15 protein-coding genes are annotated in these 19,173 nt (G+C 37.9%); 13 read left to right on the top strand and 2 right to left on the bottom strand.

Going from position 1 to position 19,173, the window contains the following annotated elements; all coding sequences use genetic code 11:
* Positions 1–430: 430 nt before the first annotated feature.
* The 11 genes from C9J35_RS08785 to C9J35_RS08735 all read left to right on the top strand — a co-directional run bounded on the left by C9J35_RS08785 (position 431) and on the right by C9J35_RS08735 (position 14,266).
* A complete protein-coding gene (locus tag C9J35_RS08785) occupies positions 431–988 on the top strand; it encodes a DJ-1/PfpI family protein (protein WP_107924210.1) in 558 nt (185 codons plus the stop codon).
* A 362-nt stretch (positions 989–1,350) separates the two neighbouring features.
* Positions 1,351–2,550: a DUF418 domain-containing protein gene (locus C9J35_RS08780; RefSeq protein WP_107924216.1), complete on the top strand. Its 1,200-nt coding sequence runs from the start codon at positions 1,351–1,353 to the stop codon at positions 2,548–2,550.
* A gap of 319 nt (positions 2,551–2,869) precedes the next feature.
* Entirely contained in the window at positions 2,870–3,568 is a 699-nt protein-coding gene (locus C9J35_RS08775) for a response regulator transcription factor (protein WP_107924209.1), read from the top strand.
* Positions 3,569–3,570: 2 nt separating this feature from the next.
* Complete coding sequence (locus tag C9J35_RS08770; RefSeq protein WP_107924208.1) at positions 3,571–5,028, top strand: HAMP domain-containing sensor histidine kinase; 1,458 nt, start codon at positions 3,571–3,573, stop codon at positions 5,026–5,028.
* Entirely contained in the window at positions 5,022–6,152 is a 1,131-nt protein-coding gene (locus C9J35_RS08765; RefSeq protein ID WP_054767585.1) for a hypothetical protein, read from the top strand. Before C9J35_RS08770 ends, C9J35_RS08765 begins: the two co-directional genes overlap by 7 nt.
* Positions 6,153–7,227: 1,075 nt before the next feature.
* The gene (locus C9J35_RS08760) at positions 7,228–9,006 is read left to right on the top strand and encodes an acyltransferase family protein (protein WP_438941204.1); all 1,779 of its coding nucleotides are present in this window, start codon (positions 7,228–7,230) and stop codon (positions 9,004–9,006) included.
* 188 nt (positions 9,007–9,194) lie between these two features.
* Positions 9,195–9,866: an SGNH/GDSL hydrolase family protein gene (locus C9J35_RS08755; RefSeq protein WP_054767586.1), complete on the top strand. Its 672-nt coding sequence runs from the start codon at positions 9,195–9,197 to the stop codon at positions 9,864–9,866.
* 79 nt (positions 9,867–9,945) lie between these two features.
* Positions 9,946–10,896 (top strand): LCP family glycopolymer transferase, encoded by a 951-nt coding sequence (locus C9J35_RS08750; protein ID WP_107924206.1) that lies wholly within the window; start codon positions 9,946–9,948, stop codon positions 10,894–10,896.
* Positions 10,897–11,651: 755 nt separating this feature from the next.
* Positions 11,652–12,428 carry a transposase gene (locus C9J35_RS08745; protein ID WP_107924205.1) on the top strand — a complete coding sequence of 259 codons (777 nt, stop codon included), beginning with the start codon at positions 11,652–11,654 and terminating at the stop codon, positions 12,426–12,428.
* Between the two features lie 337 nt (positions 12,429–12,765).
* Positions 12,766–13,125, top strand: a complete 360-nt coding sequence (locus C9J35_RS08740; RefSeq protein WP_235616236.1) for a TniQ family protein — start codon at positions 12,766–12,768, stop codon at positions 13,123–13,125.
* Positions 13,126–13,420: 295 nt separating this feature from the next.
* Positions 13,421–14,266: an aldo/keto reductase gene (locus C9J35_RS08735; protein WP_107924204.1), complete on the top strand. Its 846-nt coding sequence runs from the start codon at positions 13,421–13,423 to the stop codon at positions 14,264–14,266.
* 53 nt (positions 14,267–14,319) lie between these two features.
* Here C9J35_RS08735 and C9J35_RS08730 read toward each other — a convergent pair whose 3' ends face one another.
* Positions 14,320–14,703 (bottom strand): winged helix-turn-helix transcriptional regulator, encoded by a 384-nt coding sequence (locus tag C9J35_RS08730; RefSeq protein WP_107924203.1) that lies wholly within the window; start codon positions 14,701–14,703, stop codon positions 14,320–14,322.
* Positions 14,704–14,812: 109 nt separating this feature from the next.
* Here C9J35_RS08730 and C9J35_RS08725 point away from each other — a divergent pair, with 109 nt between their 5' ends.
* Both C9J35_RS08725 and C9J35_RS08720 read left to right on the top strand, forming a co-directional pair.
* Positions 14,813–15,997 (top strand): MFS transporter, encoded by a 1,185-nt coding sequence (locus tag C9J35_RS08725; protein WP_107924202.1) that lies wholly within the window; start codon positions 14,813–14,815, stop codon positions 15,995–15,997.
* Positions 15,998–16,653: 656 nt separating this feature from the next.
* Positions 16,654–17,343, top strand: coding sequence for a Dph6-related ATP pyrophosphatase (locus C9J35_RS08720; protein WP_107924201.1), 690 nt, complete (start codon positions 16,654–16,656; stop codon positions 17,341–17,343).
* Positions 17,344–17,613: 270 nt separating this feature from the next.
* On the opposite strand, the gene C9J35_RS08715 is transcribed toward C9J35_RS08720, so the two are convergent.
* Positions 17,614–19,167: a bifunctional metallophosphatase/5'-nucleotidase gene (locus C9J35_RS08715; protein ID WP_235616235.1), complete on the bottom strand. Its 1,554-nt coding sequence runs from the start codon at positions 19,165–19,167 to the stop codon at positions 17,614–17,616.
* Positions 19,168–19,173: the final 6 nt, after the last annotated feature.

Below are 19,173 nucleotides of genomic sequence, written 5' to 3'. Positions count from 1 at the left end.
ATGCCTTGGTCGAAAAATATTCAAGCGACATGTGCAAAATAGCCATCTATTTGAAATAATTTCAGATAGATGGCCATTCGTCGTGCGTACCGAAAAGGTGCGCTTATTTTTTTATTTCGGGCTTACATTTTAAGTATATCTTTGCCGTGTTGGCAAGGATATACTTTTTTTTATTTTAGGCAAGATTATACTTAAAAAGTAAGTCTGGTGAGGTTTTTTTATTTGAAATTTATGATAATATCACTTTGGAGATTGTGAAGAAATGTACTTAAACTAACGGTGCAGAATAGTTAAAGAAGGATTTATTTATTCTTTGGGGAATTTATATATTTATTGGGGAGATTAGTAAGGAGGAAAGGTGGTTTTCTTTTGTGATCGGTACTTTTTTATCAAAGTTTTGTTTTAACTATTTATTTGAGAGGGTTAAAGAATGAAAGTCGCATTTGTTATTTTTGAGGATTTAACTGCATTAGATTTTATAGGAGTTTACGACGCTGTTACTAGATTAAAAACAATGAATTTTATTCCAGAGTTGGAATGGGAAATTTGTTCGTTTACTGAACGAGTTATGGATGGTACTGGACTAATACTTACTCCAACAAAAGTAAATGAACCTCTTGATACATATGACATGGTTATAGTTCCTGGGGGATTTGGTACAAGAAGATTAGTTGATGATAGTGCATTTATTGAATGGTTAAAAACTTCAAAATCTTGTAGATTAAAGGCTTCTGTATGTACTGGTTCTTTATTATATGGTTCGGCAGGTTTATTACATGGGAAATCAGCTACAACTTACCCTAGTGCTTTTGAAAATCTTAAAAATTATTGTACAGTGGATGATGATAGAATTGTAGATGAAGGTGATATCATCACTGCAAGAGGGGTAAGTTCATCAATTGATTTAGGACTTTATCTTTGTGAAAAATTAGCAGGAAATGATGCAAAAGAAAAAATTCGTATGCAAATGGATTATCAAACGAATTAGATTTTACTTTAAGACAAACGGGGCGTTAGTTGAACAAGAAATAAATAACTTTAAAAAGGGTGCTGCACCCCAAAAGTTAGAGTGAAAATCTAACTTTTGGGGTGTTTTTGTATGAACTGTTATTACGGTTTTTTATCTGCTTTTGTTGTACAAATTTAATTACTTCTTCGAATGTTGATTTAATTTCCTCTAGTGTATAACAAGCTTCAAGTATCGTTGTGACATTTTGTTTACATATTGATCAAACTTTTGTGACATCTACCATCTATAGTGAAATTGGTAAAGTAACTACTATTTATAAGTAATTGAGAGCTTCTTCAGAACATTTTGAGGAGGAATGTTAATTGTCAAATAGTATCAAGATGCCGGGCGAGTCCGGTAGTACAATTATAATTCAGGACGATGAGCAAATTGACATCGCCAACCAGAAGTCTGATAAAGTAAGGAACACACAAGCTAATTCACGGGGATCAGGGCGGCGTCTCGTGGCACTTGATGCAGCACGGGGATTAGCGGTCATAGGGATGTATTTGCAGCACTTTGGATCGAATGAAACAATTTCTGCAATCGTTTCCGGGAACACAACGCTACTATTCTTACTCTGCGGCGGTATTTCTTACTCTATCATGGCGCAACGCATGAAGGATCGAGAAACGGAGACGACCATGTTCCCAGCACGAATGCTCGCGCGCGCGGTATTCATTGATGTAATTGGATATTTGCTCATCCTGCTGAATACTCCGTACGGGGTGATTTTGCCCGCTTATGCGGCAATGTTCGTACTGGCGTTAGTACTGGTTCGCTGTTCGACTCGCACGCTCGTTATTACAGCAACCATTTTGACAGTGGCTGCCCCACCGATGATGATTCTTGGTATGAGCGTCCTATCGGGATCGTACATCCTTTATGATATTGCGGGAGGTCCAATGTCAACTCTCGCACTCGCTCCAGCATTTGTCGTAGGTATGGCTGTCGGGCGCCTTAACCTTACCAAGGTACGTACCGCACTCTCTCTCGCGGGGATTGGCGGTATCATTCTCGCATTCGGTAAAATGCTAAGTACTTTTGTTATCCCTGGGCTGAACCGTTCCTTCGAGGCGTGGCTCATTGGTAAACAAGGAACAGGTAGTGCTCTGCCGACCCCACCAGACCCGAATGCAATCTGGCCGCTCAACACGGAACCGCCACTATGGAACCTGCTTTTCTCGACAGCTCCGCACAGTGCGTCAATGTTCCAAACGCTGATTGGACTAGGTGGCGCATTAATCGTGCTTGGACTGGTATGTCTGGTAGCGAAGAAGACCTCTATAGTGTTAAGACCTTTCGCTGCAGTCGGACGCGTGGCATTGACGATGTATGCAGTTCAATTCGTCGTAATATGGTCCCTTGAACTTGCGGGAATAGAATATAGTGTTAGTGGGATTCCATTCGGTGAACTTCTTGTCGTGGCTGCAACGCTAGTGATAGGGTGGTTGGTCGCACGGCTCCCTAACGGTCCTCTCGAGTCATTGATGAGACACTTTGATCGCGCTTTCAGTGACTACCGAAAAGCAGAGTACTAGGGTATGCGTTCCAAAATGTAAATTTAAATAGGAAATCAAGACGGTAAAAGATAGACATAATGTACACCAGCACGAAGAGCTTTTGGATTCTTCCTCCAAATTCCTTCGTGTTTTTTCTTAATTAAACGGGGGAAAACGCCGAAAAAAGAGTGACAAACTAACGTCTATGGGAACACCTTCATGACGGTAAAGCTGTTGGTGAGTATGTCCCCAGAACTTGTGAGTTACTCATGGGTAATGCTAAAATCGTTTCTATATATGAGACATTAACTAAAATTTAGCTTTACCTCAAGCAAAAAATAAGGAATGGAGATTATTTATGAATAAAATGAAGATACTCATTATTGAAGATGAGGAACCAATTGCTGATTTGCTTTCATACGGGCTTAAAAATGAAGGATTTCAAACGCGTACTGCGGAAAGCGGGAGTGTGGGAATGAGCGAGTTGGAACAATTCGAACCAGATCTTCTCCTGCTCGACTGGATGTTACCTGACCAGAGTGGACTAGATATTTGCAAAAAAGTGACAGCAAATTACAATATTCCTATAATAATGATCACGGCAAAATCAGATGTCACAGATAAAGTACTCGGTCTTGAATTTGGTGCGGATGATTATATTACGAAGCCGTTTGATCTACGCGAAGTTATTGCCCGGATTCGCACAACTCTACGGAGGCTGGATCAAGCTAAACTGGGCGACCGTAAAGCTGCAGAAGAGCATGTAATCCGGGTTAAAAATATTGAAATTGTGCAGGAAGAAAGGCTAGTAAAGAAAGAAGGCATACCTATTGATCTAACTCCAAAGGAATATGATCTACTCCTAATGTTGTTTGGCCACCAGGGCAAAATTTTTACTCGTGCAGAGCTGCTTGATTACGTATGGGGTTACGATTTTATTGGTGACACCCGAACAGTTGATACTCATATTCAAAGGCTCCGCAAAAAGTTAGATGCTGGCGACTTTATAACAACCGTGTTTGGGATTGGGTACAAATTCGAGAAACAGGTGGAATAGACATGATTAGGACTCTAAGAGCTAAATTTATCATCGGTTTTTTTATCATCTTCCTCTTCTCTTTCCTCATGCTTAATCAAACGGTAAAAGAGATTATCTGGACAAACAATCAGAACATCGTAACTTCGGATTTAGTAGGACTTAAAAACAACAGCAATGTGTATGTGCGCCAGGCATTTTTAATTAATCATTTTACAAATAATAAACTTTATTTTGGTCAAATGGCAATGGAAATGGTTAATGATTTAAATCATGCCAACGGAAGCGAAGTCAGTGCTTATACAGTGGATGGCGTTTTGTTGTCTTCATCTGATAAATCGGTATTCTCTAAGGGGGGCGATGACGATCTTAAACAGGCGATTGGAGGAAAGACTGCATATAATATTACCTACCACCGTAACAAAGTAACTGTCTTCTTCTCTTACCCAGTAGTCATTGAAGGTACGAAAGTTGGCATTTTACGTTTTTCAAAAGATTTTACCCTGCTCTATGAACAAAGTGAACAGATTTTGGATACCATTTTATACATCGCACTTGCGATCTTTGCTGCAGCATTCCTATTTTCCTATATTCTCTCCAGACATATCACAATTCCAATCGTGAATCTGACTCGGGCTTCTACAGAGGTGAAGAACGGTAATTTAAATGTCCAAATTCATTTTAAGCGTAATGATGAAATAGGTAGGTTGGCTGTCAATTTCAATGATATGATAAACCGGATTAGCAGCCAGATTTTAACGATCGAAAGGGAACGTGACCGGCTTAGAGAGCTCAACGAACAGGAAAAACGATTCTTTGACAATGTCACACATGAACTTAAGACACCTCTTACCTCTATTTTAGGTTATGCTGAAATGATAAGGGAAAATGGGGAAGCAGATCGCAAGTTTTTTGATAAAGGAATGAATCACATTGTTGAAGAAAGCAGACGACTGCACAAGATGGTGTTGAAACTGCTAGAGGTTTCTGGCAGAACTGACAGGGGAAATGAATACGAAAGGATTGACGCAGAGAAAATTTTGCAAGACGTTTGTGATTCAATGTCGTTTCGGGCAAAGCGCTATAGGAAAAGTATTGACTGCAAGATACAAGAAAATTTACTCGTGTACGGTCAAGCTGACAGACTGAGACAGCTCTTTATTAATCTACTTGACAATGCGATCAAATATAGCACGCCTCATTCAGAAATATTAGTAAAGTCAGAGCTTGTTGATGACGAGATAAGCTTTATTTTTGACAATCCAAGTGAACCAATTCCGTCCGAGCAGCTCTCTAATCTTTTTAAGCCCTTTTATTCGGCGAATCTGATAGAAAAGGAAAAAGGGAGTGTCGGTTTGGGACTTAGTATTGCCAAATCAATAGTTGAAGATCACGGAGGGACTATCAATATTGATAATGAAAATTATCATACGATTGTTCTTGTGAAAATTCCTTACTTGAAGGAGGAGAAATCATCGTGAAGAATAAACGGTTTATGTCATGGTTCGGGACACTACTGTTCCTCATTATCGTTATATCTGGATGCACTTTAGGATCCAGATCAGAAACGATTATTATACCTAGCAAGAAAGAGGAATATTCCGATGATCAAGGTAGCCAGCAATTTCAGGTTAAAACGATATATCCTCTCCCGGAGTCGTTTCAATTGCTTGGATGGTCTGCCCCGGAATCCGTGATTGGTTTGTTTGGAAAGAATAACAAAACTGATAGTACAATGCTGAACCTTCAGCGCCTTAATAAACCCTATGAAAAGCCCGAAATGATTCAAAGGATTGATGTTAACATGACCTTCCAGGAGCTATCACCGGACGGCGAAAATATCTTTGGAATTACCAACTCGGCACAGGGGACTTCACTAAAACTCATCTCGTTACCAGACGGAAAAGAAATAGAAGTGGCGAGCTTTAGCTCCAGTCAGCAGCTGTATCTGCAAGATAGTTCATGGTCAAACAATAGTAGGTATATTTGCTATCTCATTATAGATGCAACTAAAGGAGGACAAGCCAATGTCGGGATATACGATACAGACTCCGGAACTCTTAAAACATATTGGCTTAAGAATTTTGGTACGGAAAATTCACTTATGGGGGTTAACATATCTGATGATGGTAGAAGCTTATTACTTACTATGTTTCGGTTTAATAAGTCTGGTCGGTACAACAGTATTGTCATGGGGACGATCAATGATAGTGATATTAACATTCAGTATGAACATCAGATTGGCAGCGAACAGAATGCTTGGCTTAACAATGATCAGTTTGTGTTCCTTGGAACGGATGGAACGCTGTACGAATACGACAGTCGAAACGGTGAGCTTACCGTTTTACTAGAGAAAGTAGATAGCTTCGAATTCTCCCAGGATAGGAAGAATATTGCTTACTCGGTGTACGAAAAAGACACTATCTTTGCAGGGAAGTTTCAAGGCAAAAATGTCCTGAACGAAGAATCTATATACCATGGCATCATACCAGAGCAAATTCACTGGAGTCCAGATAATAATAGTCTTCTCATTTATGGTCGGAAAAGTGCACCGGTGGGAACAGGTCATCCAGATGTTCAGTCTTATATAATCACATTTCAATAGGGCATCTGGAGATAACTGGGTGATATAGAGTCTTATACGAACATAACTAGACTATCTAGTAAAACTTATTTCGATATTCAATCAGCGGAAGGTTGTATAGCTTTGTTTTAGATCTTAGTAAAATCCTAGTCATGAAACGATAAATTATTACATTTTTACCCTTTGGCCAACTGACTCTTTCCTATTTGGATTTGATAGATGCTTTATATAAAGTATTTTTCTACGGGTCAGTTTGGACTTTCCATTCTACTTAGTTTGAGTGATTTCATTAACGATTTGGCTCAACTCTTCGCAATTTAAGTTGTCGAGCAGGTTTATCTAAACGCAGATATAATCTGCACCCTCCTGGTTTCCATTTTTAAACAAACTTGAGTCGCTGAGGGATAAAGAAGATATTTATCTAAAGTATTTAAATGATTTTAATGTCAACCCCTTATTACACTGTCGGCATCTTGTTCTACGTGGCAATCTCAGCATTATACCCCAAATACCTCCTGGTTTTATTGGATACTGTGTAGATTTACAAAGCTTCTTAATGAGGCGATTGTTATCACTTCGATATACCATTACATGAGCTAACTATTTATAAGACATCTAAATGTAAATTCATTTTGCTTTTTATTCTCTATAGATAATTTATCTCTTTTCTTGATTTACTTCCATGTATATTAACCTCTACTCCTCGTTCCACGTATTTTTAATTCCTATTAAAAAGAAAAGTATATAATGCGGCTTACTTCATTTGTCTTAACTGAAAAGTCAAAATATTATATTGTTTCTGTCCTCCTCTTTTTTTTGTGACATTTTGTTTACAAGTATGTCAAACTTCTGCGACATCCTCACTGTATATTTGAAGAGTACAGACGGTGGTAAGAGTTTAGGATTAATTGAGTAAAAAAGATGGATTTTTCAAACCTATTTAACTTAGTTCTAGATCAATCTTATGATTAAAAATCCTCCCACACTGGTGGATATTTTATGTTGAGATATAAAATATCCCTAAAAATGGGTGATATCCACGGTGCTTTCTTCGTCTGGTCTATATACAACTAATCACAGTAAGGAATGAATCACTATGACGGGCAACATGAACAAAAATCATATGGGTAAACGTTATATGCCAGGATTAGATGGTTTAAGGGCATTATCTGTTCTTGCGGTTATCGCTTATCATTTGGATATAAAGTGGGCTCAAGGCGGGCTCCTTGGGGTGGGAATCTTTTTCGTCATCTCCGGCTATCTCATAACAGATCATATAGTTTCGGAATGGAATAAGTATCAAAGACTGCAACTTATAAATTTCTGGATCAGAAGAGTGCGAAGACTTGTACCAGCAATGGCATGTATGCTTTTATTTGTGGCATTGTGGCTTGTATTTGTTGATCCAGCCAGATTACAAGCACTGAAGGGTGCTTATATATCTTCATTATTTTATGTAAACAACTGGTGGCTCATATACCATAAAGTATCTTACTTTGAGAGCTTTGGCCCTGCTTCTCCAATCGGCCATCTTTGGTCACTTGCTATTGAGGAGCAATTTTATCTCATATGGCCATTAGTTCTTATGATCGGTTTAAAAACGGTCCCTCGTCGCAGTAAGCTTACACTTTGGATTCTTGCTTGTGCCGCTGTATCAGCCTTTGCAATGGCTCTAATATATGAGCCAGGAACTGATCCCAGCAGAGTTTATTATGGTACTGATACCCGCGCATTCGCCCTCTTGATTGGCGCAGCTTTAGCTATAGTATGGCCTAGTCAAAAGTTAAGCGAAAGGGTCCCTAAAATAGCCCGCCGTACACTGGATATTACAGGTTGGCTAGGATTGTTTATATTAATCATATTGATTGTTTATACCAATAAGTTTGATGATTCGCTCTACCGTGGTGGGTTTGTATTGTTAACTTGTATTACAGCAATAGTGATTGCTGTGCTGGTACATCCTGCCAGCCGAGTAGGTAGTATCATGGGTTGGAAGCCACTACGCTGGATAGGGGTTCGGTCGTATAGCTTATATATTTGGCATTTTCCTGTCATTATTTTATCGAGTCCTGCGGTAAATATGGAAGGGCCAAGTGTTCTGCGTATCCTACTACAGATAGCAGCTAGCTTTATCCTTGCAGCTTTATCTTATAAATATGTAGAGGAGCCGTTCAGGCGTGGAGGATTTAGTACAAAGCTCCAAATCCGAAGTGGACGAAGGTACTCAACTCGTCTACGTTATAATCGTATTTTTTTTCTAGCGAGCTTACTCATCGTCTTTCTAATCGCATTCAGGAGCTACTTTACTAATTCTGAAGGAAAAACCTCCGTGACAGAAGAGGCATTGCACTATATGAAACAGGAGAAGGAAGATATATCTTCTTGGGATGAAGATACTCGTTCAGGAAAAGGGATTACCGTGATTGGAGATTCAGTCATTCTGGGCGTGGCCTCTTATCTGGAAAACATACTCCCAGGCATAGTCATCGACGGAAAGGTAGGCCGTCAGATGACACATGCGCAGGAAGTAATTGATGAACTAAAAGCACAGGGAAAACTGGGTGATCAAATCATCATTGAGCTAGGAACCAATGGACCATTCAATAAGGAAAAGTTGCGTAATTTGTTGCATTCACTTAGCGACGTTGAGCAAATTTTTCTAGTAAATACTCGTGTTCCTAAAGAATGGCAGGATACAGTTAATAAGAGTATAAAAGAGGTAGCTGAAGATTTTAGTAATACAACTGTAGTAGATTGGTATACAGCTAGTGAAGGCAAAGACAATTATTTCACACAAGATGGCGTGCATCTGCAACCGAAAGGCGCTAAGTATTACGCCTCGATTATTGCTGAAGCTGTAAAAGGGACAAGCTAATGATAAATAATTCTCTTGATTGAACATAAGAAGAACGTAAGTCTTCTGAAGGTCCTCTTCAGAGAGAAATTGAAAGTATAAGCGGTAAAAAAATAGAATTCTAGAAAACAAAAGAAAACTAAAAGCAACAAAGGGCAATCCATAATTACAATTGTCCTATATCAGGATAAATGAAAGGAAGAAACTGAATGACTCAAAGGAATAAGACGATAATAGCCAGCATAATACTTGCCATTATTGGTATTGCAGTTTATTGCTATTTACAGCAGGAGCATGACCTTAAAGAGGATCCAGATAAACCAGTACTTAAACAAGAAGCAGATGACCAAAAAGAAATAGTGAAAGAACAGACTCAACTATCTTCTTGGGATGAAGATGCTCGTTCAGGAAAAGGGATTACCGCGATTGGAGATTCAGTCATTCTGGGCGTGGCCTCTTATCTGGAGAACATACTCCCAGGCATAGTCATCGACGGAAAGGTAGGCCGTCAGATGACACATGCGCAGGAAGTAATTGATGAACTAAAAGTACAGGGAAAACTGGGTGATCAAATCATCATTGAGCTAGGAACCAATGGGCCATTCAATAAGGAAAAGTTGCGTAATTTGTTGTATTCACTTAGCGACGTTGAGCAAATTTTTCTAGTAAATACTCGTGTTCCTAAAGAATGGCAGGATACAGTTAATAAGAGTATAGAAGAGGTAGCTGAAGATTTTAGCAATACAACTGTAGTAGATTGGTATTCAGCTAGTGAAGGCAAAGACGATTATTTCACACAAGATGGCGTGCATCTGCAACCGAAAGGCGCTAAGTATTACGCCTCGATTATTGCTGAAGCTGTAAAAGGGACGAGCCAATGATAAATAATTTTATCTTGAATGAAAGTGTCCAAATTAATGCATTCACTCAGTTATTCTTGATAAGAAAGTGGGATTGCATATGGAGAAATTAAGTAAAAAGAAAAAAATTAAATGGAAGAGGGCTCTATTGTTTGGAGTGATTTTATTACTAGTAATCGGCAGTATCCTTGGTTTCACTATTTTTCGTACGGTTTCAAAATCAGTAAACAATATGTATAAACCACTTGATATTGATTCAAAGCAGCTTTTACCTTCTGTTTCGCAAGATCCAATTTCAATCCTTTTGCTAGGTGTAGATGAACGACCTGGTGATATTGGACGCTCAGATACAATGATTGTTATAACTGTTAATCCAGAAACAGAAACGTCGACGATGATGAGTATACCTCGCGATACGAGAGCGTTCATTTCATCTAAGAATACCTATGATAAAATCAATGCCGCATATGCATATGGCGGAGTTGGAGAAACTGCCCAAACGATAGAACGGTTTTTAAACATTCCAATCGATTATTACGTCAAAGTGAATATGGACGGGTTTAAGGATATTGTAGATGCAGTTGGTGGTGTTACAGTAAATAATCCATTTGCATTTACCCTTGAAGGGATTCATATACCAGAAGGAAAACAACATATTAATGGGGAGGTAGCCCTTAAATATGTTCGGATGAGAAAAGAGGATCCTCGTGGTGATTTTGGTCGACAGCAGAGGCAACGTGAGGTTATTGACCAAATCATTAATGAAGGCTCTCGATTAAATTCATTAGTTAACTATAAAAAGGTATTAAAGGCTCTAGAAAAAAATGTTCAAACGAACTTAACATTTGATCAAATGATTGATATTCAACGCTCTCATAAAAATGGCGTCAAGAATATAAAACAAATGGAGATTACTGGTGAAGGAGGTAAGATTGATAATCTGTGGTATTATATTGTGAGCGAAGAAACAAGAATGAAATTATCAAACGAGCTTCGCAAGCAATTGAATTTACCAATAGAGGGTCCTGCAGACAGAACGCAGCAGACATAATACGATAAGACACTATACGAACTTTTCACCACATAATAAGCTTCTCGTTGAAAGTTTAATAGTTTAATAAAATGTCCTTTACATGTAAATCCTCTTAATGCCAAATTAGGGATAAAACGAGGGGCACAAAAAAATGAACTGTCCCTCGTCAAGTAGACAACGGAAATAAAATGTAAAGACCTAAACAAGAGTTATTAATGTTTTTTTAAAAGATTCTTTTGTTGGTGTTTGGCACTCCGAAAGTATGAAACAAAGATTCTTTTTTGTATTGCAGAATAAGGTTTCGAAAAGCTTAACCCCTATAATTAATTTTGAAAGGCTTAGGAGATATTCCTAAGCCTTTTTGGATATTTCAATGAAAGAAAAGTTATGAAGATAGCATGGGTTTTATGTATTTAAAAAGATTCCTTTGTTAGCGCTCGATACTCCTGAAATGTGAATCCAAAGACCCTTTTATTTAAAAGTATAAATTGAAGTTGTTATTAGTTCTAATTAATAAAATAAATCCAACATCATTAAATCTAACATTTTCGATGGATGGTATATATGATAATGAAAATATGAGAATTATAGATGAAGATGGTAATGAATATCGAGCAACAGATTTTGGTATGAATACAAAAAATAAGGTTCTTCACCAAAACTCGTGGTTGATTTTCTTTTAATTCAATAATTTTACATTTTCTTATAGAAGAAAAGCGAAAACTTACGTATCGTAATTGTTGCCGAGACAAACCACGAGAGGAGTTTTCGCTTTGTACTCCAAGTTTATCAAAATGCTATTACCGTTACCATCTTTTTTCGAAGTTTCTTTTCCATCTGACGAAGAACCAAATGTATTTCCTGTTACTGTAGGTGCTTATTCAGTGCCATGTCCAATTTGCCAAGGGAAAACGATTCGCCATGCACAAACGTTACGTCGTTTTCGTCATGGCTATGCTTTGCACCTCGGATTTATTTGGATTGAGATGGCGATTCCACGTCATCATTGTATTGCCTGCGATCTCACATTTACATATGATTTCGGTTTAGGGATTGTCCAAGCGTCTTCGGCTATGTTTCGTAGAGAACTTGTGAGGCGTTGCCACGGTCGTTCCATTGCTGATGTAGCGCGTGAATACGAACCATCGCGATTCATTGACCGTTGTTTGGCACGAAAACCTGAACAATTAACTGATGAAGAACGTGGATTTGTTGCACAGTGGCACCAGGAAGATTTGCCTACGAAATACATTTATCAAGCATTGAATCATATGCGTTATGTACTGAATGCGACAACGATAACACAAGCAAAACGACGATTAACAGAATGGTTTAAACGGTATCAATTTCATCTTTGTAGTGCCATTTCTAAAATCGCAAAAACATTGATAACCCGTGAAAAAGCATTGCTAGATACCATTATTTCACCGCTATCAAATGGCATGATGGAAGGCACGAATAATAAAATTAAACTCATTAAAAGACGAGGTTTTGGCTATCGAAATGAAGACCGTTTATTTCTTCGTTTACGGTTAGAAACAGGTCGCTGATTTTGTCACCCACGACTTTTGGTGAAGAACCAAAAATAAAGAAACAATTATTTCAAAAAACTTCCTGATAACTTCTTGAAATAATTTCTAAAAACTAAAACTCATTGTAGAGGAAATTGGTGAAGTGGAATTACTTCCCCGAATTATCTTGTTTATTACAAGGATGATTCGGGGTTTATTTATGATGAAGCTCTTATCGTTGTAAATCCGCATTTTCCTGACTCTACCCCTGATATATATAATTTATGGACAACATGGCATAAAAGAAAGGATTCTAGACAATTCTATTATTATATTTAAGTAATAATAGACAATATGAAATGGTGGTGGCATGTAATTGGAAAGAAGTTGTTTATATTCGATTGAACCAATTGGAACTGACACAATTAAAGTGGAATCTCTTAGCAGTTATATCTCTAGATTGGCTGAAGCTCACTGCGTGACAGTGGGTGATATTATGACTCATTTGATTGCACCCAAACTAGACAAAAAATACATTAATAATATGGTGGTTAAGGGTGGAAATAGTTTTTATAAATCATCATCTTCCATTAACGGTCATGGGAACATGGCAGATACTTTTATCGAAGTGATTGTATTCTTAACAAAGAGAAAGGATATTGGGAAAACTACTCTTGTTAATTGCAGTGAATTAGTTCCGTTTAGGGGACTATTAAGTTTTTACGTTAATTGGTGAATTTCCTTTATAGCATGCAGCCACGATTCGTCTCTAGTTTGGCATCTCTATCATGGTATGCTAGTTTTTCGTTAAAGCATTGCATTTCCCCTTTAACTTTTTACCTCATCCTTATTTTCCCCGTAATTATTAAAATAACAATATATTATAAAAAATTTTATCCCTCTAATCATTGCCAACTCACAAAAGTTACCTCGACGTTTCTATGAAACAAAAAAGTGCGTACTTTTTTTTACGCTGTCGGGACATCATAATGAAAAAGCAATCAAGCACACACATAATTGGAGGAATCAACATGATTAATCATTTACAAGATACAATCACATTAAATAATGGGCTACAAATGCCTGGTATGGGTTTAGGGGTCTTTCAAGTAGCGAATGATGCTACAGCAGAGATGGTGAAAAATGCTATTGAGGTTGGATATCGAAGCATCGATACGGCGGCTATTTACGGCAATGAAGCAGGTGTAGGAGAAGGTATTAAACAAGCACTAGCATCTACAGGCTTACGACGTGAAGATTTGTTTATTACATCAAAAGTATGGAATAACGGATTAAGCTATGAGGAAACCGTTGCTGCCTATGAAGAGAGCTTACAAAAAATAGGATTGGATTATTTAGATCTTTATCTTATTCATTGGCCAGGTAAAGATAAGTATGCGGAATCTTGGAAAGCGCTTGAAGATCTATATGAACAAGGCAAGATCAAAGCAATTGGTGTATGTAACTTCACTGCGACACACTTGGCAAACTTATTATCATTTGCTCGTATTAAACCTGTTGTGAATCAGGTGGAATTCCACCCACGCTTACAACAAGTGGAGCTTCGTTCATTCTGTGACAAGCACCAAATTCAACTTGAAGCATGGGCACCTTTAATGCAAGGTGGACTTCTTGAAGATGAAACTATTTCTAAAATCGCAACAAAATATGGAAAATCAAACACTCAAGTTATTTTGCGCTGGGATGTACAAAACGGAATTATCACGATTCCAAAATCTGTGCGTAGAGAGCGCATGATGCAAAACGCCGATATCTTTGACTTTAGTTTAACAGACGAAGAAATGGCTATGATCACTGCGATGAATCTTGAACATCGTGTGGGACCAAATCCAGATGAATACGACTTTGCTCTATAAGCATTAAAAGGAAAAGAGACTGTCTTGTGTTGGACAGTCTCTTTCTCCTCTCATTACGATGTTTGCTGCATGGCTATATCTTCATCACGTTGTTTTAAAATTATATCTTCGCCTTTATCCTGTAATACTTCAACGTGCTTTTCGCCCCAAGTGCAAAGCATGTTCAGAATAGGTTCCATTCCTTGTCCATAGGGTGTTAAGGAATATTCAACTTTTGGTGGTACTTGATTGAAGACCTTTCGAAGGATTAATCCATCTTGCTCTAACTCTCTTAATTGACTTGTGAGCATTTTTTGTGAAATTCCTGGAATCAATCGTCGAAACTCATTTGTTCGAATTTTACCATGGTGATTTAAATGACAAAGAATGACTGGTTTCCATTTACCACCAATGACTTCAAGCGTAGCTTCAACACCAATATTATAAATTTTTTGCATTGTAATCCCCCGTAATATTCAATAGTAACCTAAAGTACTCTACGTATCTTTTAGGTATGTATGAATATTACTACACATGTTAAAAAAAATCAAAGGAGCCAGTAGTAGTATGTCACAATCAAAAAAGCCAAGTGCTAAATTAACTTTGCTAGCACTTGCAATAAGCGCATTTGGTATAGGGTCCACTGAATTTATCAGTGTTGGGCTTTTACCATTAATTACAGATGACTTTGGTATATCTTTAAGCACAGCTGGTTTAACAGTTTCTATATATGCACTCGGCGTCACTGTTGGGGCTCCATTATTAACAGCCTTAACATCTCGCCTCAGTCGAAAAACCGTTTTATTGCTCGTCATGGCCATTTTTATAGTTGGTAATTTAACTGCAGCTCTAGCACCTAATTTCTCTTTTCTGTTAATAGGACGCATTATTTCAGCATTAGCACATGGTGTCTTTATGTCCATCGCTTCTGTCATAGCAGCCGATGTAGTTGAACCAAATAAACGAGCAAGTGCTATTGCCTTTATGTTTACAGGTTTAACATTAGCTACTGTAACAGGTGTGCCACTTGGTACATTTATTGGACAAGTAATGGACTGGCGTATGTCGTTCATCTTTATTGTCATCATTGGGATCATCGGTTTAATTAGTAATGCTATGTTAGTACCTAGCCAATTATCGAAGGGCAATCCAATTTCTATACGTGATATCGGTAAAGTATTAGGCAATATCCGCATGTTATTAATACTTTTCATTACCGCAATTGGATACGGTGGTGCCTTTGTTGTCTACACTTATGTCTCACCTATTTTAGAGCAATATATGGGCTATTCACCACATGCTGTTGTCATTATTTTAGTTGTCTATGGTATTTGTGTTGCTATTGGTAATACACTAGGCGGCTATTTCGCTAATCAAAATCCGCTTCGTTCAATCTTTTTTATTTTTGTTGGGCTTGCTTTAGCATTACTCGGCATTGGCTTTACTCTCGAATCGCCAATTATCGGCTTAATCATGGTATTGATAATGGGGCTATTTATGTTCATGAATGTCCCTGGATTGCAACTATATGCGGTTATACTGTCTGAAAAGTATGTACCATCAGCTATTGCAATGGCCGCCGCATTGAATATTTCTGCTTTCAACATTGGTATATTTTTAGGATCCTATATTGGAGGCTTTATTATTCGCCATCAATCGTTAGCACATACACCTCTTTATGGATTCTTAATGGTTATGCTTGCAGCGCTTGTTACACTATTATGGCTACTTTTCGATAAAAGGAAAAAATAGTGAATGTTCTTAGTCTTTTAAAAGAAGTAGAGTTTGCAAAAGAAATAGATGATGTCTTAACTGACATGGCTAAATAACAAAAAGGAAGCTCACCATGGCTTCCTTTTGTTATGTTTATATGTAAAATCCATCCTTATGCTGTTTGGATTATCGACAATTTTCTGCTGGGTAGCGAAGTACGGCAAAATTTTATGAATGTAAACAATCAAAAAGCTGTGCAATTTATACGATTGATCATGGTATTTTATGTTCAGAAGAAGGAATAGACAAATCTTTAGAGCAAGCATTAACAGTAGTAGTATCGGCATTAAAAATTATATTAGCCGTACGCTTATTTGGCATAGAATAGTTAGAAGAAAACAGATGCCCTACAAATGATTGAAAAATTGTTGTTGGGTCTCTTTAAAATCACATGTCAAAACCCTCGTATATCAAGTTTTTTTATTTTAAGCAATTTCACGTGATTTCAATCAGATGTAGTGAAAGCGTAGCTCGTTCAACGAAAGTTTTTTGTAAAGTGATTCAATAATTTCCTATCTGAAAAGGCCAGTCGTGATAAAATCAAACAAAAAGAGTGATGAAATCTCATATAGGAAATATGAAATGGCTAACACGTAAACGTGAAAAAAGCCATGACAATAAAGGGGAAGATATGAATGGCAGAATTAATAGATTGGAAAAATAGTGCTCGCGGGCGTAAATTTATTGCTTCTTTTAGCGGAGGGAAGGATAGTGTTTTAGCGCTGTATAAAGCAGTGAGAGTTGGAGAAGCGATTGGACTGATTGTTATGCTGGAGGAACAGGGGAAAAGTTCGAGATCCCATGGAATGCCTCCGAAACTCATACATGCCCAAGCTAAATCGCTTGGATTGCCTGTCTATACTGCAGCGGCAAGTTGGGCAGATTATGAAAAAATATTTATGGGTCTTTTAGAAAATGCTAAAAATCAAGGAGCCGAAGTGTTAGTAACAGGAGACTTAGATATGCCTGCTCATGGCTGTTGGCATGATAAGGTTACGAAGAATGTTGGATTAAAGCTGGGGATGCCTTTATGGGAAATGAACCATCACGAAGCTGTCGAGGAGTTCATAAATCTAGGGTTTATCACCATCGTTGTAACTGTTAACTTATCATTGGGAATGAGAGAGGAAGATTTAGGGCGAACGTTAACTCATGAATACGTCAAGGAGCTGGTTGCCCGTGGTATTGACCCTTGCGGAGAGGGTGGAGAGTTCCATACGACAGTAATAGATGGACCAATTTTTAACTATCCGATCCCAGTCCGTAAAGGTGAGATCATTCAAGATGGAGAGTATGCTTTCTTGCCTTTAGAACTAGATCAGTAACTAGAGGAGTAACACAGCTGTAATGGAATTTGTTTGGATATTACCACGTTTAATTGCATAGTGTAACACTGCCTAGTATACGTTTTGTATCATGCGGAACTTCTTTAACTTTGCTGGCCGAGTCATTTAATATGTTATAAAGTGAAGTTTTAATCGCTTATATAAAAGTAGAGAAGATTGCATTTAATCTCCTCTACTTTTTTATCATTTTACTAGTGTTCTTCCTCTTGCTTTTTAGGAAACATCTATGAAGGTAAGCATAATTTAATTTCAATATAGTATTTTCCAATTTTGGTGGTGCGTTGCTTGAATGGTCGGATGCTCTTCAAAATAATGAGTAATGAGTTCGGTCATATCCGTTTGCACATCCTTTACAATGGGACATTGTGCAAAATAGGGGAAGTTCCCAGCACCAGTCGCTCGATAATTATTCATCACGACATCATAACAAGCTTGCACATGTAGTGGCTCACCTTGAAAAGTCACTGCTGTTACCCTTTCGCCAATGGGACGACGAATATCTAGGGTGTAGTTGATTCCTTCCCACATATCATAATTATAGGGTTGCGCTTTCGGATAAAGAAAGCTTGTTGATATCGTCAATTCCCCATCCTTCAATGAAAAATAGCTGGCATTTTGTTCAAGAGCTTGGACAATATCTTGCCCCTTTACTCGTAACACTTTTAAGGTATTGGGAAAAATATAATTTGTCACAATATGCCTTCTCGTGACATCTTTTGGAAGGCCCCCAGGTCCATCGTGAAATAATGCCGTACATGAGATCGAGGTGTTGGTCACTGCCATTTGTACATTTTGAATAAACTCGATATATGGATGTTTATAGACACGTACATGAAAGGCATCTTCAAACAACATGTTTCCTTCAATTGCCCCGAGAGGCTCATCTAACCAGTTTTCCGTCTGTTGATGAATGGCTTCCACCAGTGATGTTACTTGCGCACAAGCGGGTGTATCTTCTTCAACGTAATGTAAGGCTGCTTCATGTTGCATGTTGATGATTTGTCCATTCTCTCTATCGAGTTTAATGGTAATCGCAGCTAAGCAATTTCCTTTCGTGCCAGTCTGTACAACAGTTTTGTCGAAGGCTTTTGTAGCTATTTCTCGATGTTGATGGCCAGTGATGACAATATCGCAATCAAGTTCTTTACACATGAGATAACCTTGATTTTCTCCTGTATCAGGTTCTAGTAATTCCCCAGATGATAGGTCATGTGAAAATCCACCATGATAACACAGCACCACCACATCTACCTTTTCATGATGACGTATATGCGTAATCCACCTTTTTGCACTTTCAAAGGCATCATGAAAATCTAAGCCCTCTATATGACTTGCTTCCTCCCATATGGGGACAAAATGCGTTGTGATACCAATGATAGCAATGCGTATCCCTTCTAATTCTTTGACAATGTAAGGTTGCGTAAATGTTGTGCCATCTTGATGATAAATATTGCCACTTAACCAAGGGAATTGTGATTGTGTAACGGCTTTTTTTAAGAAAGGGAGCCCGTAATTAAATTCATGATTCCCAAATATTGCAACATCGTAGTTTAAGAAATTGGCTACATCAATAATGGGATTTGGTTGATGTAAGTGATTGGCATGATAATAAGAAGCCAGCGGACTACCTTGTATTAAATCGCCATTATCAATTAACAGACTTGGTGTTTGTCCACGCAAAGCCTCTATAATGCTTGCTAATTTCCCTAACCCTAAAGGTTCTAATGAACGGCGATAGGTAGTAGGCATAAGGTAGCCATGGATGTCACTTGTTACAAGTAATTGCAGTTTTTTTGTCTCCATAAAATT

Source organism: Lysinibacillus parviboronicapiens, assembly GCF_003049575.1.
GTDB classification, from domain to species: Bacteria; Bacillota; Bacilli; order Bacillales_A; family Planococcaceae; genus Lysinibacillus; species Lysinibacillus parviboronicapiens.
Note: the sequence above shows the minus strand (reverse complement) of the source record. Positions and strands in the feature narration are given on the sequence as shown.